The following is a 17,349-nucleotide window of genomic DNA, read 5'->3' as shown; positions in this document are numbered from 1 at the left end:
CGCTTGACCCCGCCCGGGAACACCACCGCCCCCGGCGCTGTGCGGTGCCGGGGGCGGTGACGGTGCTCGTGCCGTGGGGTCAGCGCAGTTGCTCGTACGCCGGCAGCGTCAGGAAGTCCGCGTAGTCCTGGTCCAGGGAGACCTGGAGCAGGAGATCGTGGGCCTGCTGCCACTTGCCGGCGGTGAAGGTCTCCTCGCCGATCTCCTCGCGGATCGCGGTCAGTTCCTCGGCGGCGACCTTGCGGGCCAGGTCCGCCGTGGCGTGTTCGCCGTTCTCGAAGACCACGTCCGCGTTGATCCACTGCCAGATCTGCGAGCGGGAGATCTCCGCGGTGGCGGCGTCCTCCATCAGGTTGAAGATGGCGACCGCGCCCAGGCCGCGCAGCCAGGCCTCGATGTAGCGGATGCCGACCGCCACGGCGTTGCGCAGCCCGTCGTACGTCGGGCTGGCGTCGAGGGTGTCGATGGCGATCAGGTCGCCCGGGGCCACCGAGACGTCCTCGCGGAGGCGGTCCTTCTGGTTGGGCTTCTCGCCGAGGACCGCGTCGAAGGAGGCCAGGGCGATCGGGACCAGGTCGGGGTGGGCCACCCAGGAGCCGTCGAAGCCGTCGTGCGCCTCGCGGTCCTTGTCCGCCTTGACCTTCTCGAAGGCCACCTTGTTGACCTCGGCGTCGCGGCGCGAGGGGATGAAGGCCGCCATGCCGCCGATCGCGTGCGCGCCGCGCTTGTGGCAGGTGCGGACCAGGAGTTCGGTGTACGCCCGCATGAACGGGGCGGTCATCGTCACCGCGTTGCGGTCCGGGAGGACGAACTTGGACCCGCCGTCACGGAAGTTCTTGACGATGGAGAAGAGGTAGTCCCAGCGGCCGGCGTTGAGACCGGAGGCATGCTCGCGCAGCTCGTAGAGGATCTCCTCCATCTCGTACGCGGCGGTGATCGTCTCGATCAGCACCGTCGCGCGGACCGTGCCCTGCGGGATGCCGACGTAGTCCTGGGCGAAGACGAAGATGTCGTTCCAGAGGCGGGCCTCCAGGTGCGACTCCGTCTTCGGCAGATAGAAGTACGGGCCCTTGCCGAGGTCGATCAGGCGCTGCGCGTTGTGGAAGAAGTAGAGGCCGAAGTCGACGAGCGCGCCCGGCACGGAGTCGCCGTCCAGCTGGAGGTGGCGCTCCTCCAGGTGCCAGCCGCGCGGGCGCATGACGACCGTGGCGAGTTCGTCGGCGGACTTCAGCGCGTACGACTTGCTCGACCTCGGGTCGGTGAAGTCGATACGGCGCTCGTAGGCGTCGGTGAGGTTGAGCTGGCCGAGGACGACGTTCTCCCACGTGGGGGCGGACGCGTCCTCGAAGTCGGCGAGCCAGACCTTGGCGCCCGAGTTCAGGGCGTTGATGGTCATCTTGCGGTCGGTCGGACCGGTGATCTCCACCCGGCGGTCGTTCAGCGCGGCGGGAGCCGGTGCGACCTTCCAGGAGTCGTCCGCGCGGACCGCCGCCGTCTCGGGCAGGAAGTCCAGCGTGGAGGTGCGGGCGATCTCGGCGCGGCGCTCACCGCGCCGGGCGAGCAGCTCATTGCGGCGCGGGGTGAACTGCCGGTGCAGTTCGGCCACGAACGCGAGGGCCGCGTCGGTCAGGACCTCTTCCTGCCGGGGCAGGGGCTCGGCATCGACGATGGCCAGCGTGGACGGCGCTGGTGCGGACATGAGCTGTCACTCCTTCAGCGGGCGGCGGCGTCTCATGGCCGCCGGGTCGCCTGAGACGGCACGGCGTGCCATGGCTCCGAGATACGGCCGTGGGCGCCGTCTGAGGTTCAGAGGGCTTCTGACCAGTGGATAGTAGTTTCCTCATGGTGGAAGTTCAATGGTTTGTTGATGTCGAGATTCTCCGGGTCGACAGAAACGGTCCGTCGGCGGCGCAGCGTGCCAGCGCGGCCACGGACGGTGGATGGCGGGCGGGTCCGCACGGTCACTCCAGGTGCTTCAGATCCTGCGAGGTGTCGATGTCGTACGCCTCGGCCACATCCGAACACTCCACGAGCGTGATCGCATCGCGGTGCTCCCGCAGATACGCCCGCGCACCCCGGTCGCCCACCGCCCCCGCCGCGATGCCCGCCCACCGGTCCGCCCCGAACAGCACCGGATGGCCCCGCTCCCCGCCGTACGAGGCGGCCGCCAGACTCGCCCGCGAGCGGTACGCGAGACGCACCCGCGCCACCGCCTCCGCCCCGATCCCGGGCTGATCGACCAGAAGGACGAGCGCCGCGTCCGCGTCCGTCGCGCCCAGGGCGGCCAGGCCCAGCCGGAGCGAGGAGCCCATGCCCTCCTCCCAGTCCGGGTTCACCGTCACCACGCAGCCCGCGAGATCCGCGCGGGCCCGCACCTCGTCCGCCGCCGCGCCCAGCACCACGTGCAGCGGGCCGCAGCCGCCGTCGCGCAGCGAGCGCACCGCGTGCTCGATCAGCGGGCGGCCCCGGTGCTCCAGCAGAGCCTTCGGACGGCCGCCGAGCCGGCGGCCCCCTCCGGCGGCCAGCAGTACCCCCGCGACCTCGGGGTTCTTCGCGGCGGAAGCCATGTCCGCGGTCCTCTCCGTAGCCGTGCCCGCAGGCGTGTCCGTAACCATGGGGCCTGGATACCACCGAGGGCTTCGCACACGCGACACGCATGTCACCCTCAGGGGTAACCCTGATTTCTTTCCGTGGGCTGGCGCGCACTGCCTGTCATGGCGTTAACTTGCGGGCACACCCGGGGACTTGGCCACAGCCCGGGTTCGGGGGTCAGACCGGCACAAGGACGTGCGAGGGGGAGTGCTGTGTTGCGAAGCGTGGGGCAGAAGCAGCTGACCGGCAGCGACGAGGACCCGAGGGTGGCCGAGCTGCGGATGGCCGTCTCCCGGCTCCGCCGCGAACTGGCCGGGCTCCGGACCGAATTCCCCGACCGGCCGATCGCCGAGGACGAGCTGGCGGCCCTGGACGCGATGGCCGTCAGCGGCGTGCCGGAGATCCCTCGCATGCGCCGCTCCCTGCTGCTGATCGCGGGGGCGATCGGCTCGGTGAGCGCGGTGGCCGCGGCCCTGCGCGAGGTGCGCAACGCGGTCGACCTCTTCGGGGAGCCCCCGCGCGGCTGACCCACGGCGCGCGAGCCCGGCTTCAGCGGCGGATGAGCCTGCGGGCCGTGGCCGCCGCGACCGCCGACGTACGGGAGTCGACGCCCAGCTTGGCGTAGATGTGCACCAGGTGGGACTTCACCGTCGCCTGGCTCAGGAACAGCCGCTTGCTGATCCGCAGGTTCGACAGACCCTCCCCGACCAGCTGGAGCACCTCCAGCTCCCGCCGGGTCAGCGCCTCGGCCGGCGTCCGCATCCGGTCCATCAGCCGGTGCGCCACGGACGGCGCGAGCGCGGAGCGGCCCGCCGCCGCCGTGCTCACCGCAGCCGCCAGCTCCTGCGGCGGCGCGTCCTTGAGCAGATAGCCGCTCGCCCCCGCCTCGACCGCCGCCAGGATGTCCGCGTCGGAGTCGTAGGTGGTCAGGATCAGGACCCGGGGGCCCTCCGGCGCGGCGGTGATCGCCGCCGTCGCCTCCGAGCCGTGCATGCCCGCACCGAACTGGAGGTCCATCAGGACCACGTCGAAGCCGCCCGCCGCCGCCAGGGCGACGGCCTCCTCCGCGGTGGCGGCCTCACCGGTGACCCGGAAATCCGGCTCGGTGTCCAGGACCGCGCGCAGCCCAGCCCGGACGACCGGATGGTCGTCCGCCAGCAGCAGCCGGATCACGTCCCCGCTCCCGCTCATGCCGCACGCACCGCTTCCGCTACGGGCAGCGGCAGCGTGACCGCCACCGCCGTGCCCTGTCCGGGCCCCGACTCCACGCTGAGCGCACCACCGAGCGACCCGGCGCGCGCCCGCATCGCCGGCAGTCCGAAGCCGCCGTCGCCGCGCTCGTGGACCGGCGCCCCCGACGGGTCGAAGCCCTGCCCGTCGTCCACGACGTCCAGCGCCACCGAGGTGTCCATGAAGCTCAGGGTGATCTCCGCCCGCCCGGCCCGCGCATGGCGCACCGTGTTGGCCAGCGCCGACTGCGCGGTCCGCAGCAGCGCCACCTCGTACGGCGTCGGCAGCTCCACCGGGGTGCCGCTCACCGCGAACCGCACGGTCAGCTCCGGTGCGGTCGTACGGGCGCAGAGCCGCTCCAGCGCGGCGGCCAGCGAACCGTGCTCCAGGTCCGGCGGCGTCAGCGCGCGGACGAACGAACGGGCCTCGGCCAGATTCGTCTGCGCGGCCTCGCGGGCGGCCCGCACGTGCGCGGCGGCGGGAGCGTCCTCGGGCAGCGAGCGCTCGGCGGCGCGCAGCAGCAGCTGGATGCTGGACAGACCCTGGGCCAGGGTGTCGTGGATCTCCCGGGCGAGGCGCTCGCGCTCGGCGAGGGTCCCGGCCGTGCGCTCCGCCTCGGCCAGGTCCGCACGGGTGGCGACCAGCTCCACGATCAGCCCGCGCCGCCGTTCGCTCTCCCGGAAGAGCGCGTCGTACCCGAGGACGGTGGCGACGGCGACCGCCGCGCCGATCAGCGGCCCGATGAACGCGCCGGGCTCGATCTCCTGCCGGTGCACGACGAAGCTGGTGATCGCGGCGCCCGCGGTGACCACGACGGCGGGCAGCGCCCACCGCATCGGCAGGATGTGGAGCTGGAGGAAGTAGAGCGGGAAGGCCACCCACAGGGCGTCCGGCGACAGGACCAGCAGCGCGGCCCACAGGGTGCCGAGACCCGCCAGCCACACGGCCCCCGCCCGGTTTCCCGGCTGTACGGAGGAGGCGAGCGGCCCCGCCGCGTACAGGGCCGCCATCAGCACCGCCACCACCACGACGGCCGCGGTGTGCGGCGCGTCCTCGCTCGCCGTGCGGACGACCACCAAGGCCAGCAGCCCCACCAGCAGGGCGTGCAGACAGAGCCGCAGGGCTGCCGTGACGTGGGTGTGCGAACGCGAATCCATGGTCCGTCCAGCGTAGCCGCGGCCTCCCCGGACCCGGTCAATCGAAAGGTTGATCCCGGGCCCGTCCGCCGCGCGATGTTTTCCCGCCCGCACCGCACGACGCTGGAGCCATGTTCGTCGCATGGAGAGACCTTCGCTTCGCCAGGGGCCGGTTCGCGCTCATGGGCTCGGTCGTGGTGCTGATCACGCTGCTCGTGGGCCTGCTGTCCGGTCTGACCGCCGGCCTGGCCCGGGAGAACATCTCGGCCGTCACCGGTCTGGACGCCGACCACCTGGCCTTCGCCGCGCCCCCCGACGGGCAGGCGGAGTCGTTCACCAACTCGACCGTCCGGGAGGACGACTGGCGGGCCTGGGCCGGACGGCCCGGGGTCGAGGCCGCCCAGCCGGTCGGCATCCGGACCCTGAACGCCGCCGCCGCCGGTGAGCGGACCGCCGCCGTCTCGGCCTTCGGCGTCGAACCGGGCGGGACCCTCGGGCCGGAGGGGATCGGCCCGGGGCGGGTCGTGCTCTCCGGGAAGGCGGCCGAGGAGCTCGACATCACGGCGGGCGACAGGATCGCGCTCGGCCGGACCGAGCGCGAGGTCGCCGCCGTCGCCACGGACGCCTCGTACAGCCACACCCCCGTCGTCTGGACCTCGCTCGACGACTGGCAGCAGATCGGCCACGACGGTGCCGGGCCCGCCGAACAGGCGACCGTGATCGCCCTGACCACCACCGGAGGCGTCGACCTCGCGGCGGGGGACGCGGCGGCGGGCACCAGCACGCTCACGCTCGAAGGCTCCCTCACGGCCATCGGCTCCTACCAGGCGGAGAACGGTTCGCTGCAACTGATGCGCGGCTTCCTCTTCGCCATCTCCGCCCTCGTCATCGGGGCGTTCTTCACCGTGTGGACGATCCAGCGCAGCGGCGACGTCGCCGTGCTGAAGGCGCTCGGCGCGTCGACCCCGTACCTCCTGCGCGACGCGCTGGGACAGGCCGTGGTGATGCTCGCCCTCGGTACGGGGCTGGGCACCGCCCTCGCCGCCGGGGCCGGAGCCGTGATCGGCCAAGGAGCCGTGCCGTTCGTCCTGGACGCGGCGACCGTCCTCGTCCCGGCCGCCGTGATGATCGCCCTCGGCGCGCTCGGGGCCGCCCTGTCCATCCGGCGGATCACCGCCGTCGACCCGCTCACCGCACTCGGGAGTGCCCGATGACGCTCACCCTGACCGACGTCACCCTCACCTACCCGGACGGCGAGGGGCGGCTCACCGCCCTGGACCGGGTCTCGCTGGATGTGCCCCCGGGCACGCTCACCGCGGTCGTCGGGCCGTCCGGCTCGGGCAAGTCGAGTCTCCTCGCGGCCGCCGCCACCCTGGTCACCCCGGACTCCGGCGAGGTGGTGGTGGCCGGGACGCCGACGGCCGGCCTCGGCCGGGCCGGGCGGGCGACCCTGCGCCGGGAGCGCATCGGCATCGTCTTCCAGCAGCCCAACCTGCTTCCCTCGCTGACCGCCGCCGAACAGCTCCAGGCGATGCGCCACCTGTCCGGGGCGTCCGCCCGCGGCGCCCGCCGCCGGGCCCTGGAGCTGCTGGACGCGGTCGGTCTGGCCGACCGCGCCGACCGGCGGCCGCACCAGCTCTCCGGCGGGCAGCGCCAGCGGATCAACATCGCGCGGGCCCTGATGAACGAGCCGGCGGTCCTCCTCGTCGACGAGCCGACCAGCGCGCTCGACCACGAGCGTGGCGCGGCCGTGCTCGACCTGCTGGTCACCCTGACCCGGGAGCGCGCCACCGCCACGGTGCTGGTCACGCACGACCTGGCGCACCTGGAGCGGATGGACCGCACGGTGACGATGGACGACGGGCGGCTGACCGTCCCGGCCGGGGTCTGAGCCCGGTGCCGCGACGAGGTGCGGCCGGGCCGTGCGGCACCGCCCGCCGCGGCCCGGCCGTGGCGGGCTCAGCCGCCGTTCGTGCCGTTGCTCGCCAGCGCGTCGGACAGCTCTCCCGCGACCTGCTGGAGGATCGGCACGATCCGCTCCGTCGCCGCCTCCGTCACCCGTCCCGCCGGGCCCGAGATGGAGATCGCGGCCGAGGTGGGGGAGTTCGGTACGGAGACCGCGAGGCACCGCACCCCGATCTCCTGCTCGTTGTCGTCCACCGCGTACCCGGCGCGGCGCACCAGCTCCAGGGCGTCGAGGAAGCCCTCCGGGGTGGTGATCGTCTTCTCCGTGGCGGCCGGCATGCCGGTACGGGCCAGGAGTGCGCGGACCTCGTCGGCGGGGGTGTGCGCGAGGAGCGCCTTGCCCACCCCGGTGGAGTGCGGCAGGACCCGGCGGCCGACCTCGGTGAACATCCGCATGGAGTGCTTGGACGGCACCTGGGCGACGTACACGATCTCGTCCCCGTCCAGCAGTGCCATGTTCGCCGTCTCGCCGGTCTCCTCCACCAGCCGGCTGAGGTAGGGGCGGGCCCAGGTGCCCAGCAGCCGGGAGGCGGACTCACCGAGCCGGATCAGCCGGGGGCCCAGCGCGTAGCGGCGGTTGGGCTGCTGGCGCACGTATCCGCAGCCGACCAGGGTGCGCATCAGCCGGTGGATGGTCGGCAGGGGCAGACCGCTGCTCGCGGAGAGCTCGCTCAGCCCGACCTCGCCCCCGGCGTCGGCCATCCGCTCCAGCAGATCGAAGGCGCGCTCAAGGGACTGCACCCCACCGCTGGAACCGGAGGGCTTGGAGTCGGCTGTGCTGGCGTGGGACGGCGGCACGTCAACGGTCCTTTCGAAGCGGAAGGCAAGGCAGCAGCCTACCGGGCGGTTCCCGATCGGCCCACAGCTCCCCGGTCGGCGTCCGTGCCGGTCAGGGGCTGTTTTGTCCGGGTGCCGACGGTCGGTGCGGGCAGCTCGGCGCCACCCCGCCTGGCCCATGCTACGTTCCGCAGTTCGAAATATGACTTTTACTTTGTGGAAACCTCCAGTCGAGTGGCAGAGGTGGCCCGGCGTGCCCCCGTGGCGGAAGGTGGGGTCTTGACGAGGGCGATTCCCGCGTGAAGACTCCATCGAAAGCTTCAACAGTTCGTTGAATTCCTGTTGTGATCATTGCTGGAGTGAAGGAGCACAGGTGTCCGGTCCGGACGTGAACCTGATACTGCGCTCGACGCGCGTCGTCACCCCCGAGGGGACCCGCCCGGCGGCGGTCGCCGTCGCGGGCGGGACGATCCACGCGGTCCTGCCGTACGACACCGAGACGCCCGCGGGCGCCCGCCTGGAGGACTTCGGCGACGACGTCCTGCTGCCCGGCCTGGTCGACACCCACGTCCATGTGAACGACCCCGGCCGCACCGCGTGGGAAGGCTTCTACACCGCCACCCGCGCGGCCGCCGCGGGCGGGATCACCACGCTCCTGGACATGCCCCTCAACTCCCTCCCGCCGACCACCACCGTCGAGCACCTGCGGATCAAGCAGCAGGTCGCGGCCCCCAAGGCGCACGTGGACACCGGCTTCTGGGGCGGGGCGATCCCGTCCAACGTCAAGGATCTGCGCCCGCTGTACGAGGCCGGGGTCTTCGGCTTCAAGTGCTTCCTGTCGCCCTCCGGCGTCGAGGAGTTCCCGGAGCTGGACCAGGAGCAGCTGGCCCGCTCCATGGCGGAGATCGCCGGATTCGGCGGGCTGCTCATCGTGCACGCCGAGGACCCGCACCACCTGGCCGAGGCCCCGCAGCGGCCCGGACCCGCCTACGCGGACTTCCTCGCCTCCCGGCCTCGCGACGCCGAGAACACCGCGATCGAGGGGCTCATCGCCCACGCCAAGCGGCTGAACGCCCGCGTCCACGTCCTGCACCTCTCCTCCAGCGACGCCCTGCCGCTGATCGCCGCCGCGAAGCGCGAGGGCGTCCGCGTCACCGTCGAGTCCTGCCCGCACTTCCTCACCCTCACCGCCGAGGAAGTGCCCGATGGGGCGACGGAGTTCAAGTGCTGCCCGCCGATCCGCGAGGCCGCCAACCAGGACGCGCTCTGGGCCGGGCTCGCCGACGGCACCATCGACTGCATCGTCAGCGACCACTCGCCGTGCACCACTGACCTGAAGACCCCGGACTTCGCCTCCGCCTGGGGCGGCATCTCCTCCCTCCAGCTCGGCCTGCCCGCCATCTGGACCGAGGCCCGCAAGCGTGGCCACTCCCTCGACGACGTCGCCCGCTGGATGTCCGCCGCCCCCGCCGCGCTGGCCGGGCTGACCCGCAAGGGCGCCATCGAGGCGGGACGCGACGCCGACTTCGCGGTCCTCGCCCCCGACGCGACCTTCACCGTCGACCCCGCCGAGCTCTTCCACCGCAACCAGGTCACCGCCTACGCCGGGAAGACCCTGCACGGCGTGGTCCGCTCCAGCTGGCTTCGCGGTGTCCGCATCGCCGCCGACGGCGTCCTCGCCGAGCCCGTCGGCCGCCTCCTGGAACGCGACCACTGACCGAGCTCGCCGGGCGCCCCCCGACGCGACCGCCGGCCGAGCTCACCGGTCCGCTCCTCGAACGCGACCCCTGACCGTGCCCGAAAGGAACCCCTGACCATGACGGACGCCGCGATACCGCGCTTCACCGGCGACGCAAGCCCCTACGCGGGCGGCGACCCGTACGCCGACCACCGCACCGCCGACTTCCCCTTCACCCACCTCGTCGACCTGGCCGACCGCCGTCTCGGGGCGGGGGTCATCGCCGCCAACGACGAGTTCTTCGCCGAGCGCGAGAACCTCCTCAAGCCCGGGCCCGCCGTCTTCGACCCGGAGCACTTCGGGCACAAGGGCAAGATCATGGACGGCTGGGAGACCCGCCGCCGACGGGGTGTCAGCGCCGCCGAACCGCACCCCACCGCCGACGACCACGACTGGGCCCTCGTCCGGCTCGGCGCGCCCGGCGTCATCCGGGGCATCGTCCTGGACACCGCCCACTTCCGCGGCAACTACCCGCAGGCGGTCTCCGTCGAGGCGGTCGCGCTGCCCGGCTCCCCGTCCCCCGAGGACCTCCTCGCCCCCGACGTCAAGTGGACGACGCTCGTCCCCCGTACGGCGGTCGGCGGCCACGCGGCCAACGCGTTCGCCGTCGACGCCGAGCAGCGCTTCACCCACCTGCGGGTCAACCAGCACCCGGACGGCGGGATCGCCCGGCTGCGCGTGTACGGGGAGGTCGCCCCGGACCCCGCCTGGCTCGGCGCGCTCGGTACGTTCGACCTCGCGGCCCTGGAGAACGGCGGCCAGGTCGAGGACGCCTCCGACCGCTTCTACTCCCCGGCCACCAACACCATCCAGCCGGGCCGCTCGCGGAAGATGGACGACGGCTGGGAGACCCGCCGCCGGCGCGACAAGGGCAACGACTGGATCAGCTACCGTCTCGCCGCACAGTCCGGGATCCGGGCCGTCGAGATCGACACCGCCTACCTCAAGGGCAACTCCGCGGGCTGGGCGAGCCTCTCGGTACGGGACGGCGACGACGGCGACTGGACGGAGGTCCTTCCCCGGACCCGGCTCCAGCCCGACACCAACCACCGCTTCGTCCTGGACGGGACCGTCCGCGCCACGCACGTACGGATCGACATCTACCCGGACGGCGGCATCTCCCGGCTCCGGCTGTTCGGATCGCTCACCGACGAGGGCGCCGGGGCCCTGGCGGCCCGTCACCGGGAGCTGGGCGGCTGATCCCAGAACGCGCCCGGCACCTGGCGCACCGCGGTCGCAGGGGGATCGCGGTGTGCCCGGACGGTCCCGTTACGTGAGGGTGTGTCACCCTGGTCGAGGTGCGGTGAGCGGGCCCTGAATGCCGGGCGAGCCGCACTTTCCGACGCCTCGACCAGGAGCCCCCATGATCTTCATCGCCGTCAAGTTCACCGCCCTCGACCCCGAGGAGTGGCTCACCCGGCTGGACGGCTTCACCGTCGCCACCCGCCGCGAGCCCGGCAACCTCTTCTTCGACTGGTCGCACAGCGTGGAGAACCCCAACGAGTTCGTCCTGCTGGAGGCCTTCGCGGACGCGGCGGCGGGCGAGGCGCACGTGAACTCCGACCACTTCAAGGCGGCGATCGCGACGATGTCGGAGCTGGTGGCCGAGGTTCCCGAGATCATCAACGTCGAGGTGGAGGGCACCGGCTGGTCCCGGATGGCGGAGGTCACCCCGCGCAACCGCTGACCTGCGGGCCCTAGAACTCCTCGTGGGACTCCGGGTCGCCGCCGAACCGCCGCTGCCGCCCGGACGCGATCGTCGTCAGCTCCTGCGCCGTCAGCTCGAACCCGAACAGATCGAGGTTCTCGCGCTGCCGGCCCGGGTCCGCCGACTTCGGGATGGGGACCGCGCCCAGCTGGGTGTGCCAGCGCAGCACCACCTGCCCGGGGCTCACCCCGTGGTCATCCGCGATGGCCACGGTCGAGGGGTCCTCCAGCACTTCACGCCCCCGGGCCAGCGGGCTCCAGCTCTCCGTGACGATGCCCTTGGCCGCGTGCACGGCACGCAACTCCTCCTGCGGCAGCAGCGGGTGCATCTCGATCTGGTTCACCGAGGGCAGCACGCCCGTCTCCCGCTCCAGCCGCTCCAGCTGCGCGGCGGTGAAGTTGGAGACGCCGATCGAGCGGACGAGCCCGTCCTCGCGGAGCCGGATCATGGCCTTCCAGGTGTCCACGTACCTGTCGAGGCGGGGGAGCGGCCAGTGGATCAGATAGAGGTCCACGTACTCGACGCCCAGGCGGGCCCGCGACTCCTCGAACGAGGCGAGCGTCTCCTCGTACCCGTGGTGCCGTCCGGGCACCTTCGTGGTGAGGCGGACCTCCTCGCGGGGGACGCCGCTGCGGGCGATGCCCCGGCCGGTGCCGGTCTCGTTGCCGTAGTTGAGGGCCGTGTCGACCAGTCGGTAGCCGAGCTCCAGGGCCCCGGCGACGGCCTCCTCGGCCGCCGCGTCGTCCAGCGGGTAGGTGCCGAGCCCCACCGCGGGGAGTCGCGTGCCGTCGTTGAGCGTCTGAACCGGTGTGCCGGACATGTGCTGGTCCCGTCCTTCCCGTCGCTGCCCCGTCCCGGCCAGCGTAGGGGCGTGGCCGGGACGGGGGCAGCCGGACTGGGCCGACGGGGGAGTGCTCCGGGGAGCCGCCCGGGGGCAGCTCAGGCCGCGTGGCCGCCGTCCACGACGAGCTCCGTGCCCGTGATGAATCCCGCCTCCACGCTCACGAGGTACGCGACGAGCGAGGCGACCTCCTCCGTCGTGCCGAAGCGGCCCAGGGCGGTCGCCGCGCGCTGGCCCTCGGCGAACGGCCCGTCGGCCGGGTTGAGATCGGTGTCCACGGGCCCGGGCTGGATCAGGTTCACCGTGATGCCGCGCGGCCCCAGCTCCCGGGCGAGCGGCTTGGTCAGCCCGACCAGGGCGGACTTGCTGAGCCCGTAGAGGGTGGAGCCGGGCCCGCCCGCGTACCGGCTGAGGGCGGTGCCCACGGAGACGATGCGGCCACCGTCGGCCAGCCGCTCCGCCGCCGCCCGACAGGCGAGGAAGACCGCCCGCACGTTCACCGCCAGCGTCCGGTCCACCTCCGGCCCGGCGAGTGCGGAGATCGGCCCGAGCACACCGATGCCCGCGTTGTTGACCAGGATGTCGAGCCGGCCGAGCGCGTCCGCCGCCCGGTGCACGGCGTCGGCGCCCGCGTCGGCGTCCGCCGCGTCGATGCGCAGGGCGACGCCCCGGCGGCCGAAGCCCTCGATCTTCGCGACGACCGCACGGGCCGCCGCCTCGTCCCGGACATAGGTGACGGCGACGTCCGCGCCGTCCTGGGCGAGCCGCAGCGCGATCGCGGCGCCGATGCCCCTGCTGCCCCCGGTGACCAGGGCGGCCCGGGCCGGGAGGCCGGTGGTGACGGTGGCGGGGGCGGTGGTGGGCAGGGTGCTGGACATGGCCGATTCCTTTGCTGAGGGACGCCGTCGCTCCGACGACATCCCTCAGCAAACGCGCACCGGGGCCCGCGCACCGGCGGGTATCGGACTCCCATGCCCGCCGGGTTCGGCAGCCCGGGCCGCCTACCGTGGAGGCAGCAGCGCGGGATCCGTCGCCGCGGCCCGCAGCCGGATCAGGATGGCCCGCGCCGCCTTGTCGTAGCCGAGGTTGTTGTTCTGGAGCACCGACTCGGCGTTGGCCAGCTCCAGCAGGGCGATCACCTCGAAGGCCAGCTGGCACACGTCGGTGTCCCCGGCCAGCTCCCCGGCGGACCTGGCATCCTCGATCGTCTGCTCCACGAAGGTGACCCAGCCCGTCTGCGCGGACGCCAGGGCGTCGTGCACCCTGCCGCCGCGGGCGTCGAACTCGGCCGTGGCGGCGTAGAAGAAGCAACCGCCCCGGAACACACGCTCGCGGGAGTACGCGATCCACGCCTCGCACAGCCGCCAGACCCGCCCGAGCCCCGGCGGCACCGACCGGGTGGGGCGCAGCACATGGTCGACGTATATGGCCACCGCCCCCCGCACGGTGGCCAGTTGGAGCCCCTCCTTCGAGCCGAAGAGGGCGAACACCCCGCTCTTGCTCAGCCCGAGCTCGGTGGCCAGCCGCCCCAGCGACAGGCCCTCCAGCCCTTCGACCGAGGCGATCTGCACCGCCCGCCCCAGGATCAACTGCCGGGTCTGGTTCCCCCGCTCGACCCGCCCGTCCGCTCTTAACGACGTCATGTGACCACTCCGTGCCTCAGAGTTATCGAGGCGTCAGTCTAGGGAGCGGCGGCGCGGCCGAAGGACCCTCCGCCGTCCGGCCGAACGGCTCGACCGCCCCTGACCACGGGTGATGCCCCGGGACGATCCGAGCCTTGAGACAGGTGTTCCTTTTCCAGGAGTCCAGCGGATAGCGTGATCGCTCCGCGTGCGAGCCGGTGAGGTCTCCACAACACGTTCCGTGGAGATCACAGGAGATCCAGGTGTCCGCTGTGGCCGTGCCCACCCTCGCACCCCCGCGCCGCGCCTGGGTCACCGATCTGCCCGTGCTGGCGGTCGCCGTCGTCTGGGGCGCCAGCTACCTCGCGGCCAAGGGCATCACCACCGCCCACACGGTCATCGCCGTCCTCGTCCTGCGCTTCGCGATCGTGCTGCCGGTGCTCGTGGCGACCGGATGGCGCAGGCTGCGGGCGCTGACCGGTGCGCAGTGGCGGGGCGCCGGGCTGCTGGGCCTCGTGCTGAGCGGGATCTTCCTGCTGGAGACGTACGGGGTGGTGCACACCTCCGCCACCAACGCCGGGCTGATCATCAGCCTCACCATGATCTTCACGCCGTTGGCCGAGGCCGCCGTGACCCGTGTGCGCCCGTCGGCCGGATTCGTCGCGGCGGCCGGGCTCTCCGTGGCCGGAGTGGTCCTGCTGACCCAGGGCGGCGGGTTCACGAGCCCCTCGGGCGGCGACCTCCTGATGCTCCTCGCCGCCCTCGCCCGGACCGTCCACGTCCTGGCCATGGCCAGGATCAAGGCCGTCCAGGACGCCGACTCGCTCTCCCTGACCACCGTCCAGCTCGGGGCCGCGGTCGCCGTCTTCGCCGTGCTCGCCGCCGTCCCCGGCACCGGCGCGTCGCCGTGGAGCGCGGCGGCGGACTTCGGCGTCCGGGAGTGGGCGGGCCTGGTCTTCCTCTCGGTGTTCTGCACACTGTTCGCGTTCTTCGTGCAGATGTGGTCCGTACGCCGTACCTCGCCGTCCCGGGTCAGCCTGCTGCTCGGCACGGAACCGCTGTGGGCCGCCGCCGTCGGCATCAGCCTCGGCGGCGAACGGCTCGGGCTGCTCGGCGCCGCCGGGGCGGTTCTCGTCCTGGCGGGCACCGCGTGGGGCCGACGCGGCGCGGCCCGGGCGTGATCGCCGGCGTCAGGACTTGATCGAGTCCGCGGCGATCATCACGGCCGCCCCCGCCACGATCAGCACGATGTTGACGAACAGCCCCCGGTCGCTGAGGAAGTCGATCCGCCGCACCACCGTCCACAGCCGGAACCAGCCCGTCCACTCGTACAGCAGCCCGCCGGCGCCCTGGGCGAAGACGAGGAACCCGATCGTCTCGACGATTTTCTTCATGGGCCGAGCCTCCCGCCCGCCCCGCACCCGCCGCGTCGGCCACCGGTCCCGTCCGCCGCGCCGAAAGTAGCCGGTCCTGCGACTTTGGTCGCTCCGTCGCCGCGCAGGGCCCCTCCGGACTTCCCGGCTGCGTAACTTTGTCGATATGACGCGCACCGAGTACCGCTGGCTGCTCCCCTCGGCCATGGCCGATCCCGAGCTGCCCGGCGACCGGCCCCGGACGCGGCGCACCGTGCGGGACTGGGCCGTCGACATCACGGCCTTCCTCTGTGCCGCGGGCTTCGGCCTGCTGGCCCTCGCCGCGATCGACGCCGACGACACCACGGCGGACGTCTTCGTCCTCATCGACTCGGTGATCGGCGCGGCGGCCTGCTGCGCGCTCTGGCTCCGACGACGCTGGCCCGTCGGGCTCGCCGCCGTGCTGACCGTCGTCTGCATCGTCGAACCCGTGGCCGCCGGGGCGCTGATGGTGGCCCTCTTCAGTCTGGCCGTGCACCGCCCCTTCAAGCCGGTGGCGATCGTCGGCGCGGGCGCGCTGATCGTGGCCCCCCTGCAACCCCTCCTGCGCCCCGACCCCGCGACGAGCTTCCTCGTCTCGGTCATCTTCGGGGTCCTGCTCGTCCTGCTGGTCCTCAGCTGGGGCATGGTCGTACGCTCCCGGCGCCAGCTCGTCCTCTCCCTCCGCGAACGGGCCCGCCGAGCCGAGGCCGAGGCGGCGCTGCGCGCCGAACAGGCCCAGCGCCTGGCTCGGGAGGCCATCGCCCGCGAGATGCACGACGTCCTGGCCCACCGGCTGACCCTGCTCAGCGTGCACGCCGGGGCCCTCGAATTCCGGCCGGACGCCCCCGCCGCCGAGGTCGGCCGGGCCGCCGGCGTCATCCGGGACAGTGCCCACGAGGCCCTCCAGGACCTCCGCGAGATCATCGGTGTCCTGCGCGGGCCCGGCGACACCGACGAGGGCGACCGGCCGCAGCCCACCCTCGCCACCCTGGACGCCCTCATCGCCGAGTCCCGGCTCGCGGGCATGAAGGTCGTCGTCGACAACCGGGTCGCCGAACCCCAGGACGCCCCCGCCGCCACCGGCCGCACGGTCTACCGGATCGCCCAGGAATGTCTGACCAACGCCCGCAAGCACGCGCCCGGCACCGAGGTCTCCCTCACCGTGACGGGCGGCCCCGGCGAGGGACTCACCATCGAGGTGGAGAACCCCGCCCCCACCGAACCCTTCGAGCGGGTCCCCGGATCGGGCCAGGGGCTCATCGGCCTCACCGAACGCGCCACGCTCGCCGGCGGGGGGCTGGATCACGGCCCGACGGAGGCCGGCGGCTTCGCGGTCCGGGCCCGCCTGCCATGGCCCGCCGCGTGAAGCCCCGGGCCGGCGCCGGGCCCCGCCGGAGGACCGGGACCGCGGCGCGTGCCCGGAGGCCCGCAGCCGTGACGTGTTCCCGGAGGACCGGCACCGCGGCGCGTGCCCGGAGGCCCGCAGCCGTGACGTATTCCCGGAGGACCGCGACGCCCGCCGTACGGGGCCCGCTCACCGGCTGGCTACGGTGGCCGTCATGAACACCCCGGCGTCCCCGACACCCCCGGCGTCCCCGACACCCCCGGCGTCACCCACGCCCCCGCCCGTCCGGCTGCTGATCGTCGACGACGACCCGCTGGTCCGGGCCGGACTGACCCTGATGCTCGGTGGCGACGAGGGCATCGACATCGTGGGGGAGGGCGCGGACGGCGACGAGGTCGAGGAACTGGTCGAACGACTGCACCCGGACGTGGTCCTGATGGACATCCGGATGCCGGTCATGGACGGACTCACCGCTACCGAGCGGCTGCGCCGTCGGCCGGGAGCACCCGAAGTCGTCGTCCTCACCACGTTCCACGCGGACGAACAGGTGCTCCGGGCCATCCGGGCCGGGGCGGCCGGATTCGTCCTGAAAGACACCCCGCCCGCCCGGATCGTCGATTCGGTCCGCCGGGTCGCCGCCGGCGACCCGGTGCTCTCGCCCGCCGTCACCCGCCAGTTGATGGCGCGCGCCGCGGGCGGCGGACACGACGACCGGGCCGGCCGCACCGACCGCGCACGCAGGCGATTCGACCAACTCGCCGAGCGAGAGAGGGAAGTGGCCGTCGCCGTCGGACGCGGTGGCTCCAACGCGGAGATCGCGGGTTCCCTCTACCTCAGCGTCGCGACGGTCAAGACCCACGTCTCCCGGATTCTCGCCAAACTCGAACTGAACAACCGTGTCCGGATCGCGCTGTTGGTCCATGACGCGGGGCTCCTCGACACGGACGGGGAAGACGGGGGCGGCCTACGCTGACCGGACCGGAACGGAACGGAAGAGGGGC

At 73.1% G+C, this 17,349-nt stretch carries 18 protein-coding genes; 9 read left to right on the top strand and 9 right to left on the bottom strand.

Annotation, left to right across the window (positions count from 1 at the left end; translation table 11 throughout):
* Nucleotides 1-79: 79 nt before the first annotated feature.
* Together aceB and ACIQRW_RS06965 are read right to left on the bottom strand one after the other, a co-directional pair.
* Nucleotides 80-1,699 carry a malate synthase A gene (gene aceB / locus ACIQRW_RS06970; RefSeq protein ID WP_403755535.1) on the bottom strand — a complete coding sequence of 540 codons (1,620 nt, stop codon included), beginning with the start codon at nucleotides 1,697-1,699 and terminating at the stop codon, nucleotides 80-82.
* A 262-nt stretch (nucleotides 1,700-1,961) separates the two neighbouring features.
* The gene (locus ACIQRW_RS06965) at nucleotides 1,962-2,567 is read right to left on the bottom strand and encodes an NTP transferase domain-containing protein (protein ID WP_403755533.1); all 606 of its coding nucleotides are present in this window, start codon (nucleotides 2,565-2,567) and stop codon (nucleotides 1,962-1,964) included.
* 249 nt (nucleotides 2,568-2,816) lie between these two features.
* Between ACIQRW_RS06965 and ACIQRW_RS06960 the strand changes: the two genes are divergently transcribed.
* A complete protein-coding gene (locus ACIQRW_RS06960; RefSeq protein ID WP_397922329.1) occupies nucleotides 2,817-3,119 on the top strand; it encodes a DUF5955 family protein in 303 nt (100 codons plus the stop codon).
* A gap of 22 nt (nucleotides 3,120-3,141) precedes the next feature.
* Here the strand turns inward: ACIQRW_RS06960 and ACIQRW_RS06955 are convergent, their stop codons facing one another.
* Together ACIQRW_RS06955 and ACIQRW_RS06950 are read right to left on the bottom strand one after the other, a co-directional pair.
* On the bottom strand, nucleotides 3,142-3,783 hold the full coding sequence (locus tag ACIQRW_RS06955; RefSeq protein ID WP_403755530.1) for a response regulator: 642 nt from the start codon (nucleotides 3,781-3,783) through the stop codon (nucleotides 3,142-3,144).
* Nucleotides 3,780-4,979, bottom strand: a complete 1,200-nt coding sequence (locus ACIQRW_RS06950; protein WP_403755527.1) for a sensor histidine kinase — start codon at nucleotides 4,977-4,979, stop codon at nucleotides 3,780-3,782. Before ACIQRW_RS06950 ends, ACIQRW_RS06955 begins: the two co-directional genes overlap by 4 nt.
* Before the next feature lie 110 nt (nucleotides 4,980-5,089).
* Between ACIQRW_RS06950 and ACIQRW_RS06945 the strand changes: the two genes are divergently transcribed.
* Together ACIQRW_RS06945 and ACIQRW_RS06940 are read left to right on the top strand one after the other, a co-directional pair.
* Nucleotides 5,090-6,172, top strand: a complete 1,083-nt coding sequence (locus tag ACIQRW_RS06945; protein ID WP_403755525.1) for an ABC transporter permease — start codon at nucleotides 5,090-5,092, stop codon at nucleotides 6,170-6,172.
* Nucleotides 6,169-6,849: an ABC transporter ATP-binding protein gene (locus ACIQRW_RS06940; protein WP_403755522.1), complete on the top strand. Its 681-nt coding sequence runs from the start codon at nucleotides 6,169-6,171 to the stop codon at nucleotides 6,847-6,849. Before ACIQRW_RS06945 ends, ACIQRW_RS06940 begins: the two co-directional genes overlap by 4 nt.
* 68 nt (nucleotides 6,850-6,917) lie before the next feature.
* On the opposite strand, the gene ACIQRW_RS06935 is transcribed toward ACIQRW_RS06940, so the two are convergent.
* The gene (locus tag ACIQRW_RS06935) at nucleotides 6,918-7,721 is read right to left on the bottom strand and encodes an IclR family transcriptional regulator (RefSeq protein ID WP_215109962.1); all 804 of its coding nucleotides are present in this window, start codon (nucleotides 7,719-7,721) and stop codon (nucleotides 6,918-6,920) included.
* 352 nt (nucleotides 7,722-8,073) lie between these two features.
* On the opposite strand from ACIQRW_RS06935, the gene allB reads away from it, so the two are divergent.
* The 3 genes from allB to ACIQRW_RS06920 all read left to right on the top strand — a co-directional run bounded on the left by allB (nucleotide 8,074) and on the right by ACIQRW_RS06920 (nucleotide 11,125).
* Nucleotides 8,074-9,417 (top strand): allantoinase AllB, encoded by a 1,344-nt coding sequence (gene allB / locus ACIQRW_RS06930; protein WP_403755519.1) that lies wholly within the window; start codon nucleotides 8,074-8,076, stop codon nucleotides 9,415-9,417.
* Between the two features lie 99 nt (nucleotides 9,418-9,516).
* Complete coding sequence (alc, locus tag ACIQRW_RS06925) at nucleotides 9,517-10,638, top strand: allantoicase (RefSeq protein ID WP_403755516.1); 1,122 nt, start codon at nucleotides 9,517-9,519, stop codon at nucleotides 10,636-10,638.
* Between the two features lie 163 nt (nucleotides 10,639-10,801).
* Nucleotides 10,802-11,125 (top strand): putative quinol monooxygenase, encoded by a 324-nt coding sequence (locus ACIQRW_RS06920; protein ID WP_397922341.1) that lies wholly within the window; start codon nucleotides 10,802-10,804, stop codon nucleotides 11,123-11,125.
* 10 nt (nucleotides 11,126-11,135) lie between these two features.
* Here the strand turns inward: ACIQRW_RS06920 and ACIQRW_RS06915 are convergent, their stop codons facing one another.
* From ACIQRW_RS06915 to ACIQRW_RS06905, 3 genes are all read right to left on the bottom strand, one after another.
* Nucleotides 11,136-11,966 (bottom strand): aldo/keto reductase, encoded by an 831-nt coding sequence (locus tag ACIQRW_RS06915; protein ID WP_403755513.1) that lies wholly within the window; start codon nucleotides 11,964-11,966, stop codon nucleotides 11,136-11,138.
* Between the two features lie 119 nt (nucleotides 11,967-12,085).
* Nucleotides 12,086-12,865, bottom strand: coding sequence for an SDR family NAD(P)-dependent oxidoreductase (locus ACIQRW_RS06910; RefSeq protein ID WP_403755510.1), 780 nt, complete (start codon nucleotides 12,863-12,865; stop codon nucleotides 12,086-12,088).
* Between the two features lie 123 nt (nucleotides 12,866-12,988).
* The gene (locus tag ACIQRW_RS06905; RefSeq protein WP_403755507.1) at nucleotides 12,989-13,630 is read right to left on the bottom strand and encodes a TetR/AcrR family transcriptional regulator; all 642 of its coding nucleotides are present in this window, start codon (nucleotides 13,628-13,630) and stop codon (nucleotides 12,989-12,991) included.
* Between the two features lie 242 nt (nucleotides 13,631-13,872).
* Between ACIQRW_RS06905 and ACIQRW_RS06900 the strand changes: the two genes are divergently transcribed.
* Complete coding sequence (locus ACIQRW_RS06900; protein WP_403755504.1) at nucleotides 13,873-14,790, top strand: DMT family transporter; 918 nt, start codon at nucleotides 13,873-13,875, stop codon at nucleotides 14,788-14,790.
* Nucleotides 14,791-14,799: 9 nt separating this feature from the next.
* Here the strand turns inward: ACIQRW_RS06900 and ACIQRW_RS06895 are convergent, their stop codons facing one another.
* Nucleotides 14,800-15,003: a hypothetical protein gene (locus tag ACIQRW_RS06895; RefSeq protein ID WP_018961410.1), complete on the bottom strand. Its 204-nt coding sequence runs from the start codon at nucleotides 15,001-15,003 to the stop codon at nucleotides 14,800-14,802.
* 145 nt (nucleotides 15,004-15,148) lie between these two features.
* Between ACIQRW_RS06895 and ACIQRW_RS06890 the strand changes: the two genes are divergently transcribed.
* Together ACIQRW_RS06890 and ACIQRW_RS06885 are read left to right on the top strand one after the other, a co-directional pair.
* Nucleotides 15,149-16,369: a sensor histidine kinase gene (locus tag ACIQRW_RS06890; protein WP_403755501.1), complete on the top strand. Its 1,221-nt coding sequence runs from the start codon at nucleotides 15,149-15,151 to the stop codon at nucleotides 16,367-16,369.
* Between the two features lie 193 nt (nucleotides 16,370-16,562).
* A complete protein-coding gene (locus ACIQRW_RS06885; RefSeq protein ID WP_403755498.1) occupies nucleotides 16,563-17,321 on the top strand; it encodes a response regulator in 759 nt (252 codons plus the stop codon).
* The last annotated feature ends 28 nt before the right edge of the window (nucleotides 17,322-17,349 follow it).

This window comes from Streptomyces sp. NPDC091287, assembly GCF_044768525.1.
Taxonomy (GTDB): Bacteria; Actinomycetota; Actinomycetes; order Streptomycetales; family Streptomycetaceae; genus Streptomyces.
Note: the sequence above shows the minus strand (reverse complement) of the source record. Positions and strands in the feature narration are given on the sequence as shown.

What these genes read in the sequence shown, in the direction of transcription:
- aceB (WP_403755535.1), bottom strand. Translation starts at nt 1,699, where the DNA reads ATGTCCGCACCAGCGCCGTCCACGCTGGCCATCGTCGATGCCGAGCCC.
- ACIQRW_RS06965 (WP_403755533.1), bottom strand. Translation starts at nt 2,567, where the DNA reads ATGGCTTCCGCCGCGAAGAACCCCGAGGTCGCGGGGGTACTGCTGGCC.
- ACIQRW_RS06955 (WP_403755530.1), bottom strand. Translation starts at nt 3,783, where the DNA reads ATGAGCGGGAGCGGGGACGTGATCCGGCTGCTGCTGGCGGACGACCAT.
- ACIQRW_RS06950 (WP_403755527.1), bottom strand. Translation starts at nt 4,979, where the DNA reads ATGGATTCGCGTTCGCACACCCACGTCACGGCAGCCCTGCGGCTCTGT.
- ACIQRW_RS06945 (WP_403755525.1), top strand. Translation starts at nt 5,090, where the DNA reads ATGTTCGTCGCATGGAGAGACCTTCGCTTCGCCAGGGGCCGGTTCGCG.
- ACIQRW_RS06940 (WP_403755522.1), top strand. Translation starts at nt 6,169, where the DNA reads ATGACGCTCACCCTGACCGACGTCACCCTCACCTACCCGGACGGCGAG.
- alc (WP_403755516.1), top strand. Translation starts at nt 9,517, where the DNA reads ATGACGGACGCCGCGATACCGCGCTTCACCGGCGACGCAAGCCCCTAC.
- ACIQRW_RS06920 (WP_397922341.1), top strand. Translation starts at nt 10,802, where the DNA reads ATGATCTTCATCGCCGTCAAGTTCACCGCCCTCGACCCCGAGGAGTGG.
- ACIQRW_RS06915 (WP_403755513.1), bottom strand. Translation starts at nt 11,966, where the DNA reads ATGTCCGGCACACCGGTTCAGACGCTCAACGACGGCACGCGACTCCCC.
- ACIQRW_RS06910 (WP_403755510.1), bottom strand. Translation starts at nt 12,865, where the DNA reads ATGTCCAGCACCCTGCCCACCACCGCCCCCGCCACCGTCACCACCGGC.
- ACIQRW_RS06905 (WP_403755507.1), bottom strand. Translation starts at nt 13,630, where the DNA reads ATGACGTCGTTAAGAGCGGACGGGCGGGTCGAGCGGGGGAACCAGACC.
- ACIQRW_RS06895 (WP_018961410.1), bottom strand. Translation starts at nt 15,003, where the DNA reads ATGAAGAAAATCGTCGAGACGATCGGGTTCCTCGTCTTCGCCCAGGGC.
- ACIQRW_RS06890 (WP_403755501.1), top strand. Translation starts at nt 15,149, where the DNA reads ATGACGCGCACCGAGTACCGCTGGCTGCTCCCCTCGGCCATGGCCGAT.
- ACIQRW_RS06885 (WP_403755498.1), top strand. Translation starts at nt 16,563, where the DNA reads ATGAACACCCCGGCGTCCCCGACACCCCCGGCGTCCCCGACACCCCCG.